General features: G+C 44.7%; 15 protein-coding genes. 9 read left to right on the forward strand and 6 right to left on the reverse strand.

Features of this window, described 5'->3' with window-relative positions; translation table 11 throughout:
* Position 1 precedes the first annotated feature (1 nt).
* From nuoF to ndhC, 5 genes are all read right to left on the reverse strand, one after another.
* Positions 2-1,426 (reverse strand): NADH-quinone oxidoreductase subunit NuoF, encoded by a 1,425-nt coding sequence (gene nuoF / locus ACQKC9_RS05895; protein ID WP_427620901.1) that lies wholly within the window; start codon positions 1,424-1,426, stop codon positions 2-4.
* Positions 1,423-1,932: an NADH-quinone oxidoreductase subunit NuoE gene (nuoE, locus tag ACQKC9_RS05900; protein ID WP_057758927.1), complete on the reverse strand. Its 510-nt coding sequence runs from the start codon at positions 1,930-1,932 to the stop codon at positions 1,423-1,425. Before nuoE ends, nuoF begins: the two co-directional genes overlap by 4 nt.
* Positions 1,933-2,079: 147 nt before the next feature.
* Complete coding sequence (gene nuoC / locus ACQKC9_RS05905; RefSeq protein WP_057758925.1) at positions 2,080-3,855, reverse strand: NADH-quinone oxidoreductase subunit C/D; 1,776 nt, start codon at positions 3,853-3,855, stop codon at positions 2,080-2,082.
* A 152-nt stretch (positions 3,856-4,007) separates the two neighbouring features.
* Positions 4,008-4,676: a NuoB/complex I 20 kDa subunit family protein gene (locus tag ACQKC9_RS05910; protein ID WP_101206265.1), complete on the reverse strand. Its 669-nt coding sequence runs from the start codon at positions 4,674-4,676 to the stop codon at positions 4,008-4,010.
* Positions 4,677-4,850: 174 nt separating this feature from the next.
* Positions 4,851-5,474 carry an NADH-quinone oxidoreductase subunit A gene (gene ndhC, locus ACQKC9_RS05915; RefSeq protein ID WP_427620902.1) on the reverse strand — a complete coding sequence of 208 codons (624 nt, stop codon included), beginning with the start codon at positions 5,472-5,474 and terminating at the stop codon, positions 4,851-4,853.
* A gap of 828 nt (positions 5,475-6,302) precedes the next feature.
* On the opposite strand from ndhC, the gene ACQKC9_RS05920 reads away from it, so the two are divergent.
* The 5 genes from ACQKC9_RS05920 (at position 6,303) to argB (ending at position 13,452) form a co-directional block, all read left to right on the forward strand.
* Positions 6,303-8,336 (forward strand): UvrD-helicase domain-containing protein, encoded by a 2,034-nt coding sequence (locus ACQKC9_RS05920; RefSeq protein WP_201547616.1) that lies wholly within the window; start codon positions 6,303-6,305, stop codon positions 8,334-8,336.
* A 150-nt stretch (positions 8,337-8,486) separates the two neighbouring features.
* Positions 8,487-9,890 carry a magnesium transporter gene (gene mgtE / locus ACQKC9_RS05925; RefSeq protein WP_427620904.1) on the forward strand — a complete coding sequence of 468 codons (1,404 nt, stop codon included), beginning with the start codon at positions 8,487-8,489 and terminating at the stop codon, positions 9,888-9,890.
* Between the two features lie 165 nt (positions 9,891-10,055).
* Complete coding sequence (dut, locus tag ACQKC9_RS05930) at positions 10,056-10,520, forward strand: dUTP diphosphatase (protein WP_427620906.1); 465 nt, start codon at positions 10,056-10,058, stop codon at positions 10,518-10,520.
* A 125-nt stretch (positions 10,521-10,645) separates the two neighbouring features.
* Positions 10,646-12,463, forward strand: coding sequence for a phosphomannomutase (locus ACQKC9_RS05935; RefSeq protein ID WP_427620907.1), 1,818 nt, complete (start codon positions 10,646-10,648; stop codon positions 12,461-12,463).
* A gap of 77 nt (positions 12,464-12,540) precedes the next feature.
* Positions 12,541-13,452, forward strand: a complete 912-nt coding sequence (gene argB, locus ACQKC9_RS05940) for an acetylglutamate kinase (RefSeq protein WP_057758912.1) — start codon at positions 12,541-12,543, stop codon at positions 13,450-13,452.
* 126 nt (positions 13,453-13,578) lie between these two features.
* On the opposite strand, the gene ACQKC9_RS05945 is transcribed toward argB, so the two are convergent.
* Positions 13,579-13,950 carry a Spx/MgsR family RNA polymerase-binding regulatory protein gene (locus ACQKC9_RS05945; protein ID WP_427620908.1) on the reverse strand — a complete coding sequence of 124 codons (372 nt, stop codon included), beginning with the start codon at positions 13,948-13,950 and terminating at the stop codon, positions 13,579-13,581.
* Between the two features lie 211 nt (positions 13,951-14,161).
* On the opposite strand from ACQKC9_RS05945, the gene leuS reads away from it, so the two are divergent.
* The 4 genes from leuS (at position 14,162) to ACQKC9_RS05965 (ending at position 20,498) form a co-directional block, all read left to right on the forward strand.
* Positions 14,162-16,849 (forward strand): leucine--tRNA ligase, encoded by a 2,688-nt coding sequence (gene leuS / locus ACQKC9_RS05950; RefSeq protein ID WP_427620909.1) that lies wholly within the window; start codon positions 14,162-14,164, stop codon positions 16,847-16,849.
* A 66-nt stretch (positions 16,850-16,915) separates the two neighbouring features.
* Positions 16,916-17,632 (forward strand): hypothetical protein, encoded by a 717-nt coding sequence (locus tag ACQKC9_RS05955; RefSeq protein WP_427620910.1) that lies wholly within the window; start codon positions 16,916-16,918, stop codon positions 17,630-17,632.
* Between the two features lie 159 nt (positions 17,633-17,791).
* A complete protein-coding gene (gene holA / locus ACQKC9_RS05960) occupies positions 17,792-18,892 on the forward strand; it encodes a DNA polymerase III subunit delta (RefSeq protein WP_427620911.1) in 1,101 nt (366 codons plus the stop codon).
* Between the two features lie 280 nt (positions 18,893-19,172).
* Complete coding sequence (locus ACQKC9_RS05965; RefSeq protein ID WP_201547608.1) at positions 19,173-20,498, forward strand: efflux RND transporter periplasmic adaptor subunit; 1,326 nt, start codon at positions 19,173-19,175, stop codon at positions 20,496-20,498.
* Positions 20,499-20,601 lie beyond the last annotated feature (103 nt).

The raw sequence follows: 20,601 nt of genomic DNA on the forward strand, positions 1-20,601 counted from the left end.
CTTATTTCACTACTGGCTGTTGGTTGGCTGCAGCATCAATAACATCGACACCAACCGCCTGCGCGATTTTTTGATCAAACTCTGGACGGAAATATTTAATCGCACTCATTAGTGGTTCCATCGCACCTGGGGCATGCGCACAGAATGTTTTACCAATCCATAAATCACGCGTCAGGCCTTCTAGTTTTTCTACATCGCCCACTTGCCCTTCACCATCATTGATGGCGGTAAGCAATTTAACGCCCCATGGCAGACCATCACGGCATGGTGTACACCAACCACATGACTCACGCTGAAAGAAAATCTCAAGGTTACGTAGTAATGGCACCATGTCTTGTGATTCATCGACGACCATAATCAGACCAGTACCCATACGGCTACCCGCATTTTGAATGGTGTCAAAATCCACCACCACATCCAAATGTTCTGCGGTCAAAAAGTCAGTCGAGGCGCCGCCCGGTAGCCATGCTTTGAGCGTTTTACCATCTTTCATACCACCCGCTAAATCTTCAATGATTTCGCGTGCCGTATAGCCAAACGGTAATTCCCACAGACCTGGGTCATTGACCAATCCTGAGCAGCCAAATAGTTTGGTGCCTGGCGTTTTACTTTTGCCTTTAATTTCAGATAACGACTGATACCATTCAACGCCATGATTCAAAATCGCTGGCATATTGCATAGAGTTTCAACGTTGTTGACAACGGTTGGACGACCCCATGCACCAGAGATTTGTGGAAACGGCGGCTTGGTACGTGGGTTAGCACGGCGGCCTTCTAGACAATTAATTAGCGCTGTTTCTTCACCGCAGATATAACGTCCAGCGCCCGTATGCACATGCAGATTAAAACTAAAATCTGAGCCTAAAATATTGTCGCCCATGAGATTATTGGCCAAGCACTCTTCGATAGCAGCGACCAAACGTTCAGCGGCCAAGATATACTCACCGCGGATAAAGATATAACCATCAGTGGCGCCAATCGCATGAGCGGTAATGAGCATACCTTCGATCAGCTGAAACGGTAGACGCTCCATGAGCAAACGGTCTTTAAACGTGCCCGGCTCCATTTCATCAGCATTACAGATGAGATAACGCGGCAAACCATCCGGCGGTGACATAAACGACCATTTAAGACCAGCGTTAAAACCTGCACCACCGCGACCCCTGACATTGGCGGCTTTAATCATATTGCCGACGTCTTTAGGCGATTTGGATAGCGCTTCTTTTAGACCAGTAAAGCCTTTTAGAGACTCATAAGTAGCTAAATCAAGCACCGCATCATGATGCGCTAGACGCCACGTCAAAGGCTTAGTTTCGCTAGTGGCTGTCACTTTATCCCCATAGATTGGAACACGCTGTGCATTTAGCTGGCTTGGCGCTTGGCCTTGACAGCGACGAGCAATTTGCTCTGAAATCGTCAAACTCATGCGTATAGCTCCAATAATTGCGCGACCTCAGATGGCTGGACAGGGCCGTAAGTGTCTTCATCGATCAGTACCGCTGGTCCCTTATCACAGTTGCCCAAGCAGCAAATTGGCAATAGGGTAAAACGTCCGTCAGCAGTTGTCTGACCATACTCAATACCCAGCTGTGATCTAATCTCAGCTGACAGCGCCTCATAACCTGTCAAATAACACGCCACAGAGTCACATATGAGAATCACATGGCGACCGACAGGTTGGCGATAAATACGGTTAAAGAAAGTCGCAACCCCATCCATGTCTGACATCGGGATGTCTAGGATGTTGGCAATGGCATTTGCTTGCGCATCATCGACCCAACCGTTGCGCTTTTGCACAATTTTTAGCGCATCTAATGAGGCAGCACGCGCCTGTGGGTAATGGTGCATAAACTCATGAATGGCAGCGATTTCATCACTGGTGAGAATGCTTTCCACATCTACTTTTGGCATTTTGTCGGAAACAATTTTCATAATATTCTGTCTTTCCTCACTCATCCTGCTCTATCACAAGCCAATATCAGTCTGATTGAAACTGTGGTTATATTGACGAGTGACAGCATTTTGGTGTGCCATCAGGCAATAATATATTGATGAACAAATACTTTTGAAGCAGCGGTTCTAACGATCACAATCCGCCATCACAATATCAATCGATGCCAAATACATAATGGCATCAGAAACCAGCGAGCCATTGATGACCGATGGCATCTGCTGTAAATGCGCAAATGTCGGTGTACGAATACGGGTACGATAGCTCATCGTGGCCTTGTCTGAGGTGATGTAATAACTGTTCAGACCTTTAGTCGCCTCAACGATCGTCGTACATTCGCCCGCTGGCATCACAGGACCCCAAGATACCGAGATAAAGTGATTAATAAGCGTTTCGATATCATTTAATGTACGGTCTTTTGGCGGTGGTACAGCCAGTGGATGATCCGCTTTATAAGGGCCTTGTGGCATATTGTCCATGCACTGGCGAATAATACGCAATGACTGACGCATCTCTTCGACTTTTACCATACAGCGGTCATAAGCATCACCGTTGTAACCGACTGGCACTTCAAAGTCGTAATTCTCATAGCCCATGTATGGACGTGCTTTACGTAAATCAAAGTCAACGCCAGTCGCACGCAGACCTGCACCCGTGACGCCCCAAGCAAGTGCTTGCTTAGCATTATACTGAGCAACCCCTTGAGTACGGCCTTTGAGCACGCTGTTTTGTAATGCTGCTTTGACATATTCGTCCAAGCGTTTTGGCATCCAATCTAAGAACTCACGAACCAGACGCTGCCAACCACGTGGTAGATCAGCAGCTGTACCGCCAATACGGAACCAAGCAGGATGCATACGATAGCCAGTCACGGCTTCGATGACATCATAGGCTTTTTGGCGATCGGTAAACATATAGAATACAGGGGTCATACCACCCGCATCCTGAATGAACGTACCGACGAATAGTAAGTTATTGGTAATACGGAAAAACTCACTCATCATCACGCGAATGGTTTCAGCGCGTGGAGGAATAGTAATTCCTGCAAGCTTTTCGACCGACATGATGTACGGCAGCTCATTCATCACACCGCCGAGATAATCAATACGGTCGGTATAAGGAATAAATGAGTGCCATGTTTGACGCTCAGCCATTTTTTCTGCGCCGCGATGGTGATAGCCGATATCAGGGATACAGTCGACGACTTCTTCACCATCTAGCTGTAATACCAAACGGAACGCACCATGAGCAGAGGGATGGTTAGGACCGATGTTCAAGAACATAAAGTCTTCGTCACGACCTGAACGCTTCATGCCCCATTCTTCTGGGACAAAACGCAGGTTCTCTTGCTCGTACTGTTGCTTGGCCGTATTCAAGAAGTATGGGGTAAACTCAGTCGCACGCGCATGATACTCTTTACGCAGTGGATGACCTTCCCAATATTTTGGTAATAAAATACGGGTCAAATGCGGATGACCTGTAAAGACAATACCGAACATGTCCCACACTTCACGCTCATACCAGTTGGCATTTGGCCAAATATTGGTGGCGCTCGGTACATTGACATCGTCTTCGCTTAGCGCGACCTTGATGCGTACATCGCTATTGCGCTCAAGCGACATCAAGTGATAAAACACCGTAAAGTCACTGTCAGGCAAACCCGCGCGATGCTGGCGTAAACGCTCATCTATCGCTGACAAGTCAAATAGCATGACATAAGGTTTAGGCAGTTTGCGCAAGAATAAGAGAATATCTAATAAATCAGCACGCGCCACCCAAACCGTTGGAATCTCATCCACAGTCTGCTGCACGACAAATTTACCAGCATACTTTTGCTCCAGCTCTGTGATGACTGCTGGGACGGGCTTGATCTTAGGATCTATGTTTTCGACTACCGTGACCATGAATGATGTATTCCTTCATTAATCATAACTGAACTATGTTAGTCATAACCGAACTATGTCAACCATAACTGAGCTATGTTAATCATAACCTAACTATGATAAGCGCATAAAATATTGAAACTGTTGCTATAAGTCTGAATGCTGTTTGAAACTTAAATACTATCTGGGCTGCGCAAGTTTTTGACAGCGATACGATCTGCCTGCTTGCGGTCACGCTCAGGCGTCATTTGCGGCTGATAGATACCCTGCTCATTGACATGGATACCCAGCGGACGACGCTCTTTAGTAATAGATTCTTGTAACAACATCAAACCCTGAATAAGCGCTTCTGGACGCGGCGGACAACCTGGCACATACACATCAACAGGGATAATCTTATCGACGCCTTGTACGACAGAATAAATATCATACATGCCGCCCGAGTTGGCACAGGCACCCATAGAGATAACCCATTTTGGCTCAAGCATTTGCTCATATAGGCGCTGGATGACAGGGGCCATCTTAACGAAGCAAGTACCAGCGACGATCATGACATCTGCCTGACGAGGCGAGGCACGAATAACCTCTGCCCCAAAACGTGACAAATCATGAACGGCGGTTAAGGTAGTAGCGTATTCAACATAACAGCAAGAGGTACCAAAGTTAAATGGCCAAAGTGAGTTCTTACGCCCCCAGTTTGCTGTTGAATGAACGAGGTCTTCGAGACGACCCATAAAGACGTTTTTATTCACTTCATCTTCGATAGGATCATTGACCGTTTGACTGGTCTGTGCAGGATAGGTATCTGCATCGGGGTTGGCTTTTGTTAATGTGTATTTCATAACATACAACCTTTATATTAGGCTTGGCGTGGCAATCATCTTGCGCGCGCTGTCGCCATAATTTTATTATTAATAAGTGGCTAATCATCAGCGATCATTAATACAAGCAGAACTGACGCTTTCATGCTTTGCTGCTCGTTTTTGCAAACGCCATAAGCTGAGCATCAACTGCTATTAACGTTCAGTTTTGTCCTGCTGAGCAGACGTCGCAAAATCCACAGAAGTAACGTTACCCGTGGTATTAATGTGATCGATGTTTTGTAGATGACGACGATTGGTCTCAATATTGTTTGAGACATTGATTTGACCGGATGACTGCGCTGGCACTTTACCTGTCGGATCGACCATTAGCTCATGAGCACCATCAAACTTGGTAATGTCTGCCAAATTAAAGCCTGCAGGCGCCGCATATAAGCGTGCTTTTTTACGTAGCTTGTCAGCAGGTGCCCAGTTCATCGCACCCAAGCTCAGCTCATAAATCAAACCGATAATTAGAATAGTGATAAACGTGCCAGCGGCGGCAAAGCCAAGCCAACCCGCCTCTCGTACTGACACAGCATAAGCGTAGAGATATAACGCCTCTAAATCAAAAATCACAAAGAAAATTGCGACCAAATAAAATTTAGCAGACAAACGAATACGGGCGTTGCCAGATCCGACAACACCCGCTTCAAATACTTCTTCTTTTTGTGAGCCTTGAGAGCGGCCACCAAGCAAACGCGGTACAACCAGCATAAAGACAACTAGCCCAATGGCGGCTAAGATAAAAGCAACTGCTGACCAATTAAAAGCAGACATGATAATACGTGCTCCTCACCCAATCGAGTGTCATACACAGCGCAAGTACTGACCTACGAGGGTCGCCTCACGACAGGTATAACGTAGACGAAAACACAAAGTGACTTCATTTAAGTAATTGTCACTGCACTTCAGTAACTGTCACTGTGTTTAAGTAACTGTCATTGAGTCACATGTTAGGTATTTTGCTGGTAACAACCAATTATCAAGCTTATTGACGACGATGTCAGACGTGACCAACTGTAGAGATTCCGGTATACGCGCGGATAAAGGCTGGTCGCCCAACGCATCTTCTAACAACGTAAGATCAACGTATTAAATCAATATCATATCTGACTGCTTACTTAATTGATTTAATAGCTCATTACACGTGGTCAACAATGACGTGACAACTGGCATAAATTATTTACGTACTATACGCATATCAGTGCCTAAAAGCTAGTTTTTAACTGTATTGAACGGTCACTTTCTGTGTAAAAAAAATGTGTTTTTTTTACTATGAATTATGATATAGACCTTACCTTATATTAACCCCAAATCCGTACTTTTGGCTACGAACAAACACTGCCACGCTATTTGTCAAAAATCAAGTGTCCGAATACCCCACTTTCATCACCCAAGTCCTCCCCCAAAGTGAGCATTTTTGCTTTATAATGACCCACCAGATTTTTATGATATGCCATCATCAAACCTTAAATTCTATTATTCTTATAATAAAGATTATTAAAATATCGCAATGATACGAATTTTGATGATGCGCGCTGCGTTTATCTATCTTTTTCATATCAGCGCTACCCTCTTTTTTGCTTTTGTCTTACAGGTCACGTTATGAGTCAACTCAATCCCAAACAATCCGAGGCCATGCTCTACGTATCTGGTCCATTACTTGTACTTGCAGGTGCTGGCTCCGGCAAAACCTCTGTGATTACGCGTAAGATTGCTTATCTAATCCAAGAATGTGACATGCCAGCTGAGCGTATCACCGCCGTGACCTTTACCAATAAAGCGGCACGTGAGATGAAAGCGCGGGTAAGCAAACTGCTACCAAGCGAAAAAATGCGCGGGTTAACGGTATCGACCTTTCACCAATTTGGTCTACAGTTTTTGCGCTATGAGCTGATTCATACCCCGCTAAAAGGCAATTTTTCCATCATGGACAGCGATGACAGTAAGCGCCTCTTGATGGAGCTGATGATGCGCGACAACTTAAGCGGCGCTGAAAGTCGCGAGTTGGTCGGTAAAGCCATCAAAATGATTTCGGATTGGAAAAATGACTTGGTCGAGCCTGATAAGGCGATGGAAACGCTAGACGATCCAGAAGACATGATTTTTGCGACGTTATATGCGCTTTATGAGCGTAACTTGCGGGCTTACAATGCCGTCGATTTTGATGACTTGATTGTATTGCCAACCAAAATATTACGTGAAAACAGAGAGCTGCGTGACAAATGGCAAAACCGTATTCGCTATTTATTGGTCGATGAGTATCAAGATACCAACACTGCCCAGTATGAGATGATTAAGTATTTGGTCGGTCCGCAAGGTCGCTTCACCGTGGTGGGTGATGATGACCAATCTATCTATGCATGGCGCGGGGCAAAGCCTGAAAACATGGCGCTGCTCAAAGAAGATTTTCCAAAACTGAAAATCGTTATGCTTGAGCAAAATTATCGCTCAACCACGCGTATCTTGACCTCTGCCAACGCCGTTATTCTAAATAACGAGCATTTATTCGAGAAAAAACTGTGGTCAGATAAAGGTCAAGGCGAAAAAATCCGCATCATCAATTGTCGTAATGACGATGATGAATCGGAGCGTGTGGCCAAAGAAATCGTCACGCATAAACTGCGTTTCGGTAATGAGTGGGAACAGTATGCCGTACTGTACCGCAGTAACTTTCAAGCACGTATGCTAGAGGCACAATTACGTCAACTGCAAGTGCCTTATAAATTATCAGGCGGTCAGTCATTCTTTGCACGTAGTGAAATCAAAGACATCATGGGGTATCTGCGTCTGATTCTGAATCCCGAAGATGACAGCGCGTTTTTGCGTATTATCAATACACCCAAGCGCGGTATGGGACCCGCCACGCTAGAAAAACTCGGCTTATTTGCGCAAGAGCACAGCATATCGCTATTGGCTTCTTGTACCCATGCTGGCCTGACTCATGTATTGCCGTCAAAGGCTTATGGTACGATAAAAGAGTTTGGTGAATTCATCGAGCACTATACGCGTGAGCTGGATCAACACCCAGACCCTGTGCCGATCGTACGACAGATGATTGATGAGACAGGGTATATTGACTTTGTCCGTAGCGATGCCAAAACGCCGCAACAAGAAAAAAACCGTATCGATAATATCGATATGCTCTACACCAGTATTCAGTCGTTGATTAATCGTGCTGAAGAAGACGAAGATCGGACGATTGATACCATCATTCGTAAGCTGGTTTTGCTTGATATGCTTGAGCAACAGCAAGAAGAAGAGAATACCAACAAAGTCAATTTGATGACCTTACATGCGGCAAAGGGCTTGGAGTTTGATTTTGTTTATATCATGGGGCTTGAGGAAGAGATGTTGCCGCATCGCAATTCTATTATGAGTGAGACGGTCGAAGAAGAGCGCCGTCTGATGTACGTGGGCATTACCCGTGCGCGTCGTGAGCTGACATTGACGCTCGCGACCCAGCGCCGTGCCGGTGGTCAGATGCGCGTTACCTCAGAATCAAGATTTTTGGATGAGCTACCTGAGGATCATATTGACTGGCCTGCCAAAGCGAAAAAGAAAAAAGCGACCAAAGATCCAGAAGCCGTCGCTGATGAATATCTGGCCAATATTCGAGCATTACTGGGTAAGCGTTAACCTTACTCAAGACATTTAAGCACCTAAGCAATAAACACCTAAGTAAAACGCTTGCAAGAACACGCTTTAGACTGTGCAAAAAACGATTGTTATAATCGTTATTGTTCTTCATATACTGTAAAAACTCGACTGTAAAAATTTGGAACACTTATGCCTACCCCGATGCCAAATCAGGAACGAACTGCCATGCTGTCAGGAGACTATAATTCGGCTGAATATAGTGCCGAATATAAGCTTCTGTATCTGCAGGGGTTGGTTGCTGATAAAGCATACGAGGCCATTACAGAGTTTTTGGAAAAGCAGTCCGAATATGAGATTGCCAACCTACTAGAATCCTTTCCAACTCAAAATCGTCTGTTGATTTGGGCGCAGGTGCCAGAGCACATCAAAGGTGAAGTGCTTGCCGAGCTAGATGTCGATACGCGCCAGCCATTGATGGAGAACATTTCTTCTCAAGAAATCTCCTTGTTTACCCAAGACCTCGATGCGCAAGATATCTCTGAGATTTTGGACACTGTCACTGAGAGCGTACGTACCTCAGTCATGGCAACGCTAGACGAAGAAACTCGGGTCCAAGTCAATAAGCTTGATACTTATGCCGACTGGGAAGTGGGTAGCTATATGGATCCCGATATTATCCAGATAAGGGATGATATCTATTTGGCGGATGTGCAAGAGTGGCTGCGTGAAAACGACGACCTGCTCGATGACGAAAGCCAAGAGCTGCTCGTTGTCGATCAAAGCCAGCAATTACTGGGACTACTCAGTCTAGTAGACTTAATTAAGCATAGACAAAACACCTTAGTCTCGGAGCTAATTGATACAGCCATTACAATTAATGATCGCTTGGATATTCAAGATGCAGCTGCAATTTTTCGTTCAGAAGACATTCGTTTTGCGCCCGTCATCAATAGCCATGGCGAGCTGGTCGGTCAACTAAACGGTGAAGACATCATGGAGATTATCCAAGATGATGTCGACAGCACCATGAAAAACCTCGCTGGTGTTAGCCAAGATGAAGAGCTGTTTGCCCCTATCCTAACCAGCGCCAAAAGCCGTAGCGTCTGGCTAGGTATCAATTTATGTACTGCCCTATTGGCCGCAGCAGTGATTGGACAGTTTGAAGAAGTACTAGCACAAGTCGTGGCGCTAGCGATATTGATGCCAGTAGTCGCCAGTATGGGCGGTATTGCTGGCTCGCAGACGCTGACGGTTGTTATCCGCGGGATGGCGATGGGTCAGATCGGTGGTTCTAACCGTGTCTGGCTGTTGAATAAAGAGCTGTGGGTAGGTGCGATAAACGGTATCATCTGGGCGATAATTATGGCGTTTATTGCTCAGTTATGGTTTCATGATATTAAGATCAGTGCCGTCATCGGTTTTGCCATTGCGATCAACATGACTGCGGCTAACGTCTCTGGTATCAGCATACCGCTGATGCTAAAAAGAATGAATATCGACCCTGCGCTATCTGCTTCGGTTATCTTAACAACCGTCACGGATATTGTCGGCTTTATGTCCTTTTTAGGATTGGCCAGCGTATTGATACTCTAGTTGATTGCTAATTACTGAATTGCTAAATTGCTAAATTGCTGAACAATTAAAATATAGAATTGTTATTTATATAAAAATGTCGAATAAGATTTATTTAGACCATAGTTCAAGACCCTAATTTTAAATCATAATTTAAAAACCATCAAATCGTTAAGTGAGTGTGTTATGCAAGCTGTACAAGTTAAAGTTATCAACCCTAAAATTACTGAAGATAAAGCGTTTTCTCTACCAACTCGTGCCACCGATGGCAGTGCAGGTATTGATTTGCGTGCTTGCATTGATGAGCCATTAACGATTAAAGCAGGTGAAACCCATTTAATTGGCACAGGCCTTGCGGTTTATATTCAAGATCCTAATTATGCAGGTATGATTTTACCGCGTTCAGGTCTTGGTCATAAGCACGGTATCGTCTTGGGTAACTTGGTTGGGCTAATTGATGCCGACTATCAGGGTGAGCTGATGGTTAGTATTTGGAACCGCAGTAGCGACGACTTTGTTCTTAACCCAGCTGAGCGTATGGCACAGTACATCGTGGTACCTGTTGCGCGTCCTGAGTTTGAAGTGGTTGCAGAATTCAGTGATGAAAGCGTACGCGGTGCGGGCGGGTTTGGACATTCAGGTCGTCAGTAGTAGCTATTTTGTTGGTCAATTTTTTAGATAGCGTTTAAGGTTTTGCTCAAGCCATATATAAAACCTTGCGCTATTTATTTTTATTTATCATTGAACATCTATCACGGTTATAAGGAGAATAAGCAATGCCACCTTTTGCGGCGCAGCAATCCTTATTCCGTGCTTATGATATTCGTGGTACCAACCAGTATTTCACTAGCAGTTTTATACAAGCGTTAGGCCATGCTTTTGCTACTCTCTATAATGCGCAAGACAGCCAACCGTCTCGAAATATCAGTGCTAACGCCTCTAATGCTAGTACCTCTGTTGAGACTAAGCAGAATGTTGTCGTTATTGGTTATGATATACGTATTGGTAGTGAGGCTATTGCACGTACGCTCTCTACTGTACTAGCTCAGCAGGGTTTACGTGTAATTCAATTAGGTCTGGTTACTACGCCGATGATGGCATTTTGGGCAGCGCAGTATCAAGGTCATGGCATTGTCGTAACTGCTAGCCATTCTGCCAAAGACATACTAGGCATCAAATGGTTAGTGAATAACAAGTCTCCTAGCAGCTCAGAGATACAGACGCTCTATCATCAGCTAAGCGCTCATCATAGTTGTCACGCTTATCCCGATAATCAAGCTAACAATTCTGCCTTGTGTTCAGAAAACAATGCAAGCATTGATAGTAGCCACGATTCAGAATTACCGATTGATTTGCTTGAGCAACTACCTTCTGATCAAATAGCAAACGTTTATATCGATGCTATTTCGCAGGTATTCGAACAATTATTTCAGCGTAATCAACCTACAACTGAAGCCAATCAGAAAAACGCTTATAAACTTGATTTGGTCATAGTTATTGACTGTATGCATGGCGCCACTGGGAGCATTGCTCAGCGCTTGTTTGAACGTTTTTGCCAACAGGTCATTTTTCTCAATGATACACCTGATGGTAATTTCCCCCTTGGTAATCCAGATCCCACCGAACCAAACCGCTTAAACGAATTGCAACGAGCCGTTGTGCTGCATGCAGCAGATATCGGCTTGGCGTTTGATGGAGATGGCGATCGTTTGATGATCGTTGATAACAACGGCAAGATAGTTACGCCCGATCATTTACTCTATCTATTGGCACGTATTGCTATTACTGAACATCCTAACTCTCTTAGCGACTCTTTATTAGCATCTGAAGTTCTTTTCGACATTAAGTGCGCCCATCATTTGCCAAGACTGTTATCTGAGCTTGGTACTACACCTGTAATTAGCAAAACTGGCAGCAGCTTTATGCGCCAGCAGGTACAACATCCTGACAATCAGATTGTCTTTGCTGGTGAATTATCAGGGCATTTCATCTTTAATGACAACCGCTTTATCCCTTATGATGATGCGATGTATGCCGCATTACGGTTGCTGCATTGGCTTGACCAAACTCAGAATGATGCTAATGATAAAAAACAACTATCAGATATCATCCAAAGCTTGCCCACTATAGTTAGTACTGCTGACCATTACTTGCCAATGCCGCAAACAGCTACTACCGACTGCTCACTTGTGGAGCAATTAACGAGATTTTGTCATTATTTGCAGCATCTAGTAGATATGTCTACTCATAGTATTTCTTCATCTATTCAGCTGCGAAAGAACTCTTGCTTGCCTGTCACAACATGCAAGTCATCAATGTGTACTTGCGCTACTGCAAAGGCGCAAATAGCATTAAAACAGACGCATGAATTATTACCTGTAGGAACCAAGCTGAGCTGTATCGATGGTGTGCGTTTAGACTTTGCGCATGGCTTTGGCGTACTGCGCCAATCAAATACCAGCAATAGCCTGACCGCGCGCTTTGCGGGTGACAGTATAGATGACCTAAAAGATATTCAGGCGACATTTGCCACTTTATGCCGACCATTTAACGCAGCGTTAGCTGAACAGATTCTTGCTATTCCTGCGGAGTAGCCACATAACATATATCACTGTCTCACTAGACATAGTAGAAAAACAACCAATTTAAACCCGGCCCTTAGGAGTTTGTAATGACGCTTAATTTAGATGATGCCAAAAACACCGCTGAAGTATTGACCACTGCTCTGCCCTATATCCAGCGTTTTGTTGATAAACTCATCGTCGTAAAATACGGCGGTAACGCCATGACCGACCCTGAGCTTGAGAGCTCATTTGCTCGTGATATCGTTTTGCTAAAAACCGTCGGTATGCATCCAGTAGTCGTACATGGTGGTGGCCCGCAAGTTGACAACCTCCTAAAAGAGCTTGGCCGTCAATCAGACCGTATCGATGGCATGCGCGTCACTGACAAAAGCACCATGGATATCGTAGAGATGGTCTTGGGCGGTAGCGTCAACAAATCGATTGTTAGCTTGATTAACAAACATGGCGGTCGCGCGATTGGTCTTACAGGTAAAGATGCCAACTTGATTCAAGCAAAAAAACTGATGATGGAAAAAATTGGCGCAGATGGTATCGCTGTACCAGTTGATTTAGGATTCGTCGGTGATGTGGTAAGCGTCAATAAAGACGTGATTAACATGTTAATTGCCTCAGACTTTATCCCTGTAATCGCGCCACTTGGCGTTGACGCTGAAGGCAATACCTATAATATTAATGCTGACCTAGTCGCGGGTAAAGTGGCAGAGTTTTTACAAGCAGAGAAACTGATGTTATTAACCAATATCAAAGGCGTATTGGGACGTGACGGCGAAGTGGTGACTGGACTCACGCCAAAGAAAGTCGATAGCTTAATCGAAGATGGCACTATCTCAGGCGGCATGATTCCCAAAATCCAATGTGCGCTTGATGCGGTACGTAGCGGCGTCAAAAGCGCGGTAATCGTTGATGGCCGTGTCCCTCATGCGACCTTACTTGAGATTTTTACCAACGAAGGGGTTGGTACGCTCATTAGTCGTGAGATAGACTCATCGTTGAGCTAGAAAAATATAGCAATACTAGATTAAAAAAGCTAAGTGTAAAAAAGCCCGAGTTGATATAAGCGCTCGGGCTTTTTTGTGCAGTTTTATCTTTAATAATGAGACTGGCTTAATTTTTATAGCTCAAATTTACGAAAAAACTTTATCAAACTCCGTTTCATCGAAGCCGCATAGTAATACTGCTTGATCTCTATCTGCCAACTGACCTTCTACAATCGGACGTTTGATCATGCTGGTATTTGCCACGAGTAAATCTATTGCGGTGTCTACACTAGCATCAGCTGCTTGCTTTTGACTGTCGTCTAGCTTGCGCCATGTCGTACCACGCTTATTGAGCACTTTTTCGATACCTAGCTCATTTACCCAGCGCTGTACTGTATCTTTCTCAATACCTTGTTTTTTATAATCGTGAAAATCATAGCTGACATCTAGATCGTTTAGCTTAGTGAATGCTTTTTTCATCGTGCTACAAGATTTGATACCGTAAATGGTGTTGGTCATGATAAATCCTCATAAATATTCATTAACTTGTCTATTATACCTAAGGCTGACGGGATATAGAGAATGCATTACTTTTAATCGTCAAACCTAGTAAGCAACTGCATCATATCGTCGCAATTTTCGCCAAATTACGCTATGCTATGGCATTGTCAAATTCCACCTATTTTGATCCGTATTAAACAAATCAGTATCAACCAATTTCGAGCCGACTATGAGCAACGCCGTGACAGCAGACCAAACAGAAAACAATTATTATAACCCACAAGCGATAGAAGCCGCGCAGCAGACCAAATGGGCCACTGACAAGCGCTTTGAAGTAAGCAATGAGCCAAGCGACAAGCCAAGTCGTTACATGCTATCGATGTTCCCTTATCCAAGTGGTAAGCTGCATATGGGCCACGTACGTAACTATACGATTTCTGACGTATTAAGCCGTTATTATCGCCTAAAAGGTTTTGAGGTCATGCAGCCAATGGGCTGGGATGGTTTTGGCTTGCCAGCAGAAAACGCAGCAATTGCTAACCAGACGCCACCCGCTGCATGGACATTTGCCAATATTGACAGTATGCGTGCGCAGCTTAAATTGCTAGGCCTGTCTATTGATTGGTCACGTGAATTTGCAACTTGTAGCCCTGAGTATTATCAGTGGGAGCAGTGGTTATTCTTGCAATTGTACAAAAAAGGCTTGGTCTACAAAAAGTTGTCGACGGTCAATTGGGACCCTGTTGACAATACCGTCTTAGCAAACGAGCAAGTCATCGATGGTAAAGGCTGGCGTAGTGGTGCTGCGGTCGAAAAACGCGACATCCCAATGTACTACTTCAACATCACTGACTATGCTGATGAGCTATTGGATGATTTGGATCAGCTAGAAGGTCATTGGCCATCTGAAGTACTAACCATGCAGCGTAACTGGATTGGTCGTAGTGCTGGTATGGAAGTCCACTTCCCTTATGAGCTTGCTGGTGAAGAAAACACCTTAGATGTGTTCACTACTCGTCCTGATACCTTGATGGGTGTGACTTATGTTGCTGTTGCCGCAGAGCATCCACTTGCACAGTATGCCTCTGAGCAAGATGACGCAATCGCTCAATTCTGTGCCCTTTGCAAGAAAGGCTCAGTCGCTGAAGCTGATCTGGCCAAAGCTGAAAAAATCGGTATGGATACAGGTCTCACTGTGACGCATCCTTTGACTGGTGAAGAAGTCCCAGTTTGGGTTGCCAACTACGTATTGATGAGCTACGGCTCAGGCGCAGTCATGGCAGTACCTGCTCATGATGAGCGTGATTATGAATTTGCGGTTAAGTACGACCTACCAATCAAGCAAGTCATCAATGTGCCTGAAGGTTACTTTGATGAGCTAAAAGCAGATGCTAAAGCGAACGATAGTGAGGTCAATCTTGCTTATACCGAGCGCAATACCTTAGTTAATTCAGGTGAGTTTGACGGTCTAGACTTTGAGCAAGCATTCGAAGCAATGCTTGCCAAGCTTGAGCCAAAAGAGCTGGCTAAGAAAAAAATTCAATATCGCCTACGTGATTGGGGGGTTTCTCGCCAGCGCTATTGGGGCTGCCCTATCCCAATGATCAATTGTGAGCATTGTGGTACGGTGCCTGTTGAAGAGCAAGACCTACCAGTTGTATTGCCGACTGATGTCGTACCTGATGGTCGAGGTAATCCACTTAAAAATATACCAGAATTTGTTAATACTACTTGTCCTAAATGTGGCAACCCTGCTGAGCGTGAGACCGATACCTTTGACACATTCGTAGAGTCAAGCTGGTACTATGCACGTTTTGCTAGCCCAAATGACGCACAAAACATGGTCAACAAGTCTGCTGCTAACAAATGGTTGCCAGTCGATCAATACGTTGGCGGTGTCGAGCATGCGGTAATGCATCTATTGTATGCACGCTTCTTCCACAAGCTGATGCGCGACGAAAACTTAGTCACAGGCGACGAGCCATTTGCCAATCTAATGACCCAAGGCATGGTGCTTGCTGGTACGTTCTACCGCGTCAATGCGGATGGCAGTACGACCTACTACTTTGCAGAAGATATCGATATTGACTTCAACGAACGCGGTCAACCAATCAAAGCTATCTTAAAATCTGACGGCCAGCCAGTGACGATTGGCAAAATCGAAAAAATGTCTAAATCAAAGAACAATGGCGTAGACCCCCAACTAACCATTGATAAATATGGTGCTGATACGGTTCGTTTATATACGCTGTTTACTGCGCCTGCTGATCAAACGCTTGAATGGTCAGACGACGCGCTTAAAGGCCCTTATAATTTTGTGAAAAAAGTATGGCGTATTGCAACCGATCATATGCAAGCGCTAACGGCCGCCAATATCAGTATTGATACGTTTAATAGTGCTACCTTGAACACAGACGGTCTAAGCAAAGAAGCCAAAAACTTACGCCGTAAAACGCACGAAACGATTGCTAAGATTGATAGTGATTTGGGTGATCGTCTGGCATTGAACACGCCAGTATCAAGCCTGATGGAGCTTGCTAATGAGTTGACTGGTTTTAACGCGAGTAATGAACAAGAGCTGCACGTCAAACACGAAGCATTGACCAACCTACTGATTATGTTATCTGTATATGCGCCGCACGTTGGTGAGCATCTGCTTGAGCAGTTGGGTCTTGACACCTTAACCTTAGACTACCCAACGGTGGATGAAAGTGCGCTGGTACAGGACATGATCACGATGGTGGTACAGGTCAATGGTAAGATGCGTGGTAAGATGGATGTCGCACCAAATAGCGATCCTGAGCAGCTAAAAGAGCAAGCTCGTACCATGGAAAGCGTGGCAAAATTCATCACGGGCGAGATCAAAAAAGAAATCGTTGTTCCTAACAAACTGGTTAACATCGTGGTTGTAGGCTGAGGTCTCTTGAGCTGAGTATTTTAGGCTTAGTGCTCTAAGTCTTCTTATCATATGAGGATAGCGTTTATGTCATACAAGCATCGAGCTGAGCAGGCGCAACCAGAATCAAGCGCATACAGCCTAGCTAATAAAAAGTCCCATGGCCAAAAGCTCGGAGCAGTCTTACTTGCTACGCTGCCAATGTTCGGTGTGGTAGGTGCAGCGACGGCTCTTAGCGGCTGTGGCTTCCAGCTGCGTGGTTACGACTCAGCGATGCTGCTTGACGTCGAAAAAACAGCAGTTATTATCGAAGACAATCGCACCTCATTCCCGCTGAAACTACCATTGACGCGTCGCCTAAAGACGTTAGGTGTCGATGTTATTGATAATATGAGCTCGGAAGAAGTTGCCCGCAATAACCAACAAGCAGGGGCTGAGTCTATTGCCGCTATCGATATCCGTAACGTACGTTTTAAGCGTTACGAATTGGTTGGCGTATTAACAGAGATTCGCTTGGTACTATCAGCAGATGTCAGCTATCAAACGATGGAAAATGGTAAGCCTGTAACACTGAGCAACCCCATTCAAGTCGAGCGAAGCTATCAGTACAACGAAGCATCTGTTAGTACTGACGATCAGCAAGGCGATCAGACTCGCGATTGGCTCTATGATACTTTAGCTCGCCGTATCACTGACCAGTACGTTGCTATCTCGCTTCCAAAAGTCGCACCTGCTGCCAAACAGTCTATACAGATGAATAAAGGTGTGACACCAACCGTTGTCGTCGTACCACAACCGGAATAGTTAGTCGTTCTGATTATCAAACGATACCATTTCTAGAAATATAAGTAGCAAACTAAGCGAGCGTAAGTACTACATTGAGTAGACTAAGCTAGCTTGACACTGCTAATCATATTTTTGGAATTGGTATTACCTGCTCATCAACCTGTGTAACACCACGCTATGCAAGATACTTTCATAAAAGCATACCCAAAACTACTGCAGCCTTCCGTTGCGGTAGCGGGCTTGTGGCTAGCGCACGGTGACGAACCATTACTCAGTCAATGGTTAATAGATGCACTGCGTCCACACTGGCGCGCACAGAACTATGCAATCAAACGTATAGAGCTGATTTCTGTTAAGAGCTGGCAAGAAGTGCTGTCAGAGCTTGGCAGCCAGTCTTTATTTGATGACGCCAGTGCCTTAATCGTGACGGGTAACCATAAGCCTGACAAAGCAGTTATCGCCGAGCTGGAACGTTTTGCGGTCGAGGCACAAGCTGGCACACACGGTCATAGTGTGTTGTGGCTCACACCTAAGCAAGACAAACGCAGCCAGAGCAGCAAATGGTTTGCTCTTTTTTCACAATACGGCAATGTCATTGATTTCAATTTATACAATGAGCAGCAGCGCCAACAGCTACTACAAATACAAGCTCAGAAGTTTGGCTTACGATTGTCTCAAGAGGCGTGGCAGCTACTCATGTCACACACTGAGCATCATTTGCTAAGTGCTTATCAAACCCTATGGCGACTGTCCTATTTGTTTGCACCGCAGCTAGTTGCTAATAACAGTACTAGTGAAAATAGTGCTACTGACAACAGTACCGAACAATCTAATAGCTTTTCACAACCTACAAATAATGTGGCATTGGATATTGCAGACCTACAAGCAGCGTTGGTCAGCGACGCGCAGTTTAGTGTGTTTGATTTGTCTGATGCGATGCTTGCGGGCAATAGTACGCAGGTTGCCAAAATCATGTTTCAGCTAAAATCGACCGATGAGCCTACTACTTTAGTACTCTGGGCTATTAGCAAAGACATGCGTCAAATCATTCAACTTATGGACGGTCAAGACCCTCAAGCATTAGGCATTTGGCGTAGTAAGCAAGGGTTGTACCAACAAGCCTGTCGTCGTCAGTCAAAACAACAAACGAGCGAATGGCCTGCTCTGCTTTACCGATGTGACCAAGCTATTAAAGGATTAATTCGTCAACCAGCATGGGAGCTATTATTGCAAGCAGCACTAGAGCTTGCAGGTAAGCGTTTATTTGCTATGCGCTAAGACTGATCCACTTGTCACCACCTTTTATTGTTTCTACTATTAACAAGTTATCCATCTCTTCTCTTACTGGTTTAACATTTAAACGCTATAAATTCAGATTCTACTACCTTATCTTGTTCTCCTATAATCTCCGTTTTATTGATTTTTAGTAAGCATTTCTTTTCTGTACCTGTCTCTGTTCTTGACTACCTTAACCTTTCGTAAACTAATTTCCATTCCCTTTTGTAGGTGAAGTCTCTACTATATCTACACTTGATTTAATTGTGATTGGATTGTTGTCATGCGCAAAATAAGCAAAAAGTCTGCTATAAAATGGGGTGTCATTGCCTTAATTATCGTAGCATTAGGGGCTTTGGCCTATACTTTTTTAAAACCAGAAGAAACCACACCTAACTATTTAACCGCAACCGTTGAAGTCGGTGATATTGAAAACAATGTCATGGCGTCCGGTAAAGTAAAGGCGTTAAATACCGTCGATGTAGGGGCACAGGTATCTGGTGAAGTAAAACGCCTGTACGTTGAAGTCGGTGACGAGGTGAAACAAGGCGATTTGATTGCGCAGATTGATCAAGTGACTCAGAAGAACAGCCTGAGCAATGAACAAGCTAGTCTTGAACAAAGCGAAGCTGCGCTACAAAGTGCTCAAGCAGAATCGTTGAGCAAACAAGCCAGTCTAAAAAGTGCCTATGCCGATCTTGCCAGCCGTCAGTCTGAGCTCAAACAAGCACAGTCTGATTTTGCGCGTTTGCAAGACTTAGTCGCGATCGACGCTATCTCGCAGCAAGAATACGACACGCAAGCGACCAGTGTTGAGACCGCAAAAGCAGCCGTTGCCAATGCGCGTGCGGCTATCGATACAGCAAAAGCGGCGATTGCGACCACTGAAGCCAATATCAACAGTCAGCAAGCAGCATTACGCAAATCACGAACCAACGTCAGTACTGCTGAAGAAGATTTGAGCTATACAACGATTCGCGCCCCGATATCAGGTACCGTCGTTTCTATTACGACTGAGCAAGGTACTACGGTTAACGCTAATCAAACGGCACCAACATTGGTGACGCTAGCGGATTTATCGACCGTACGTATCAATGCGCAAATCTCCGAAGCTGACGTTATCAATGTTAATGCTGGTATGCCTGCTTATTTCAACATCATCGGTAATCCAGACCAGCAATATGATGCGACGTTGACTGCTATCGAGCCTGCCCCAGAGCAAATCAGTAGTACCAGCTCGACAGACGCTGCTATCTATTATGTCGGCTACGTAGAAGTGCCGAACCCTGACCGCTTGTTCCGAATTGATATGACTGCGCAGATTTATATCATCGTCAATGAAGCCAAAAACGCCTTATTAGTACCGTCAACAGTGATACAAGAAAAACGCTCTAAAGGTAAAGAAAAAGGCAAAGCAGCCACTGGCAAGTTTGTACGTGTATTAAAAGAGGATGGAACCGTAGAAGAGCGTACTGTAGAAGTCGGTATCGATAACCGAGTAAATGCGCAAATCTTAAGTGGTTTGAAAGAAGGGGAAGAAGTAATCATCAGTGAAGAAAGTGGTAAGAAATCAGGTAGCGGCCGTATCCCTGGTGGACCTCGAATGTAACTTGCTCTTTGACTATGTTGAATAAAAAAGGGCTTGTTAAACATAGCAGCCCTTTCATAACAACGCTATAACGCTTATTAGCCTTTATTAAAGACACTGCTAT

It is taken from the genome of Psychrobacter sp. NPDC078409, from assembly GCF_050268505.1.
Lineage (GTDB): Bacteria > Pseudomonadota > Gammaproteobacteria > Pseudomonadales > Moraxellaceae > Psychrobacter.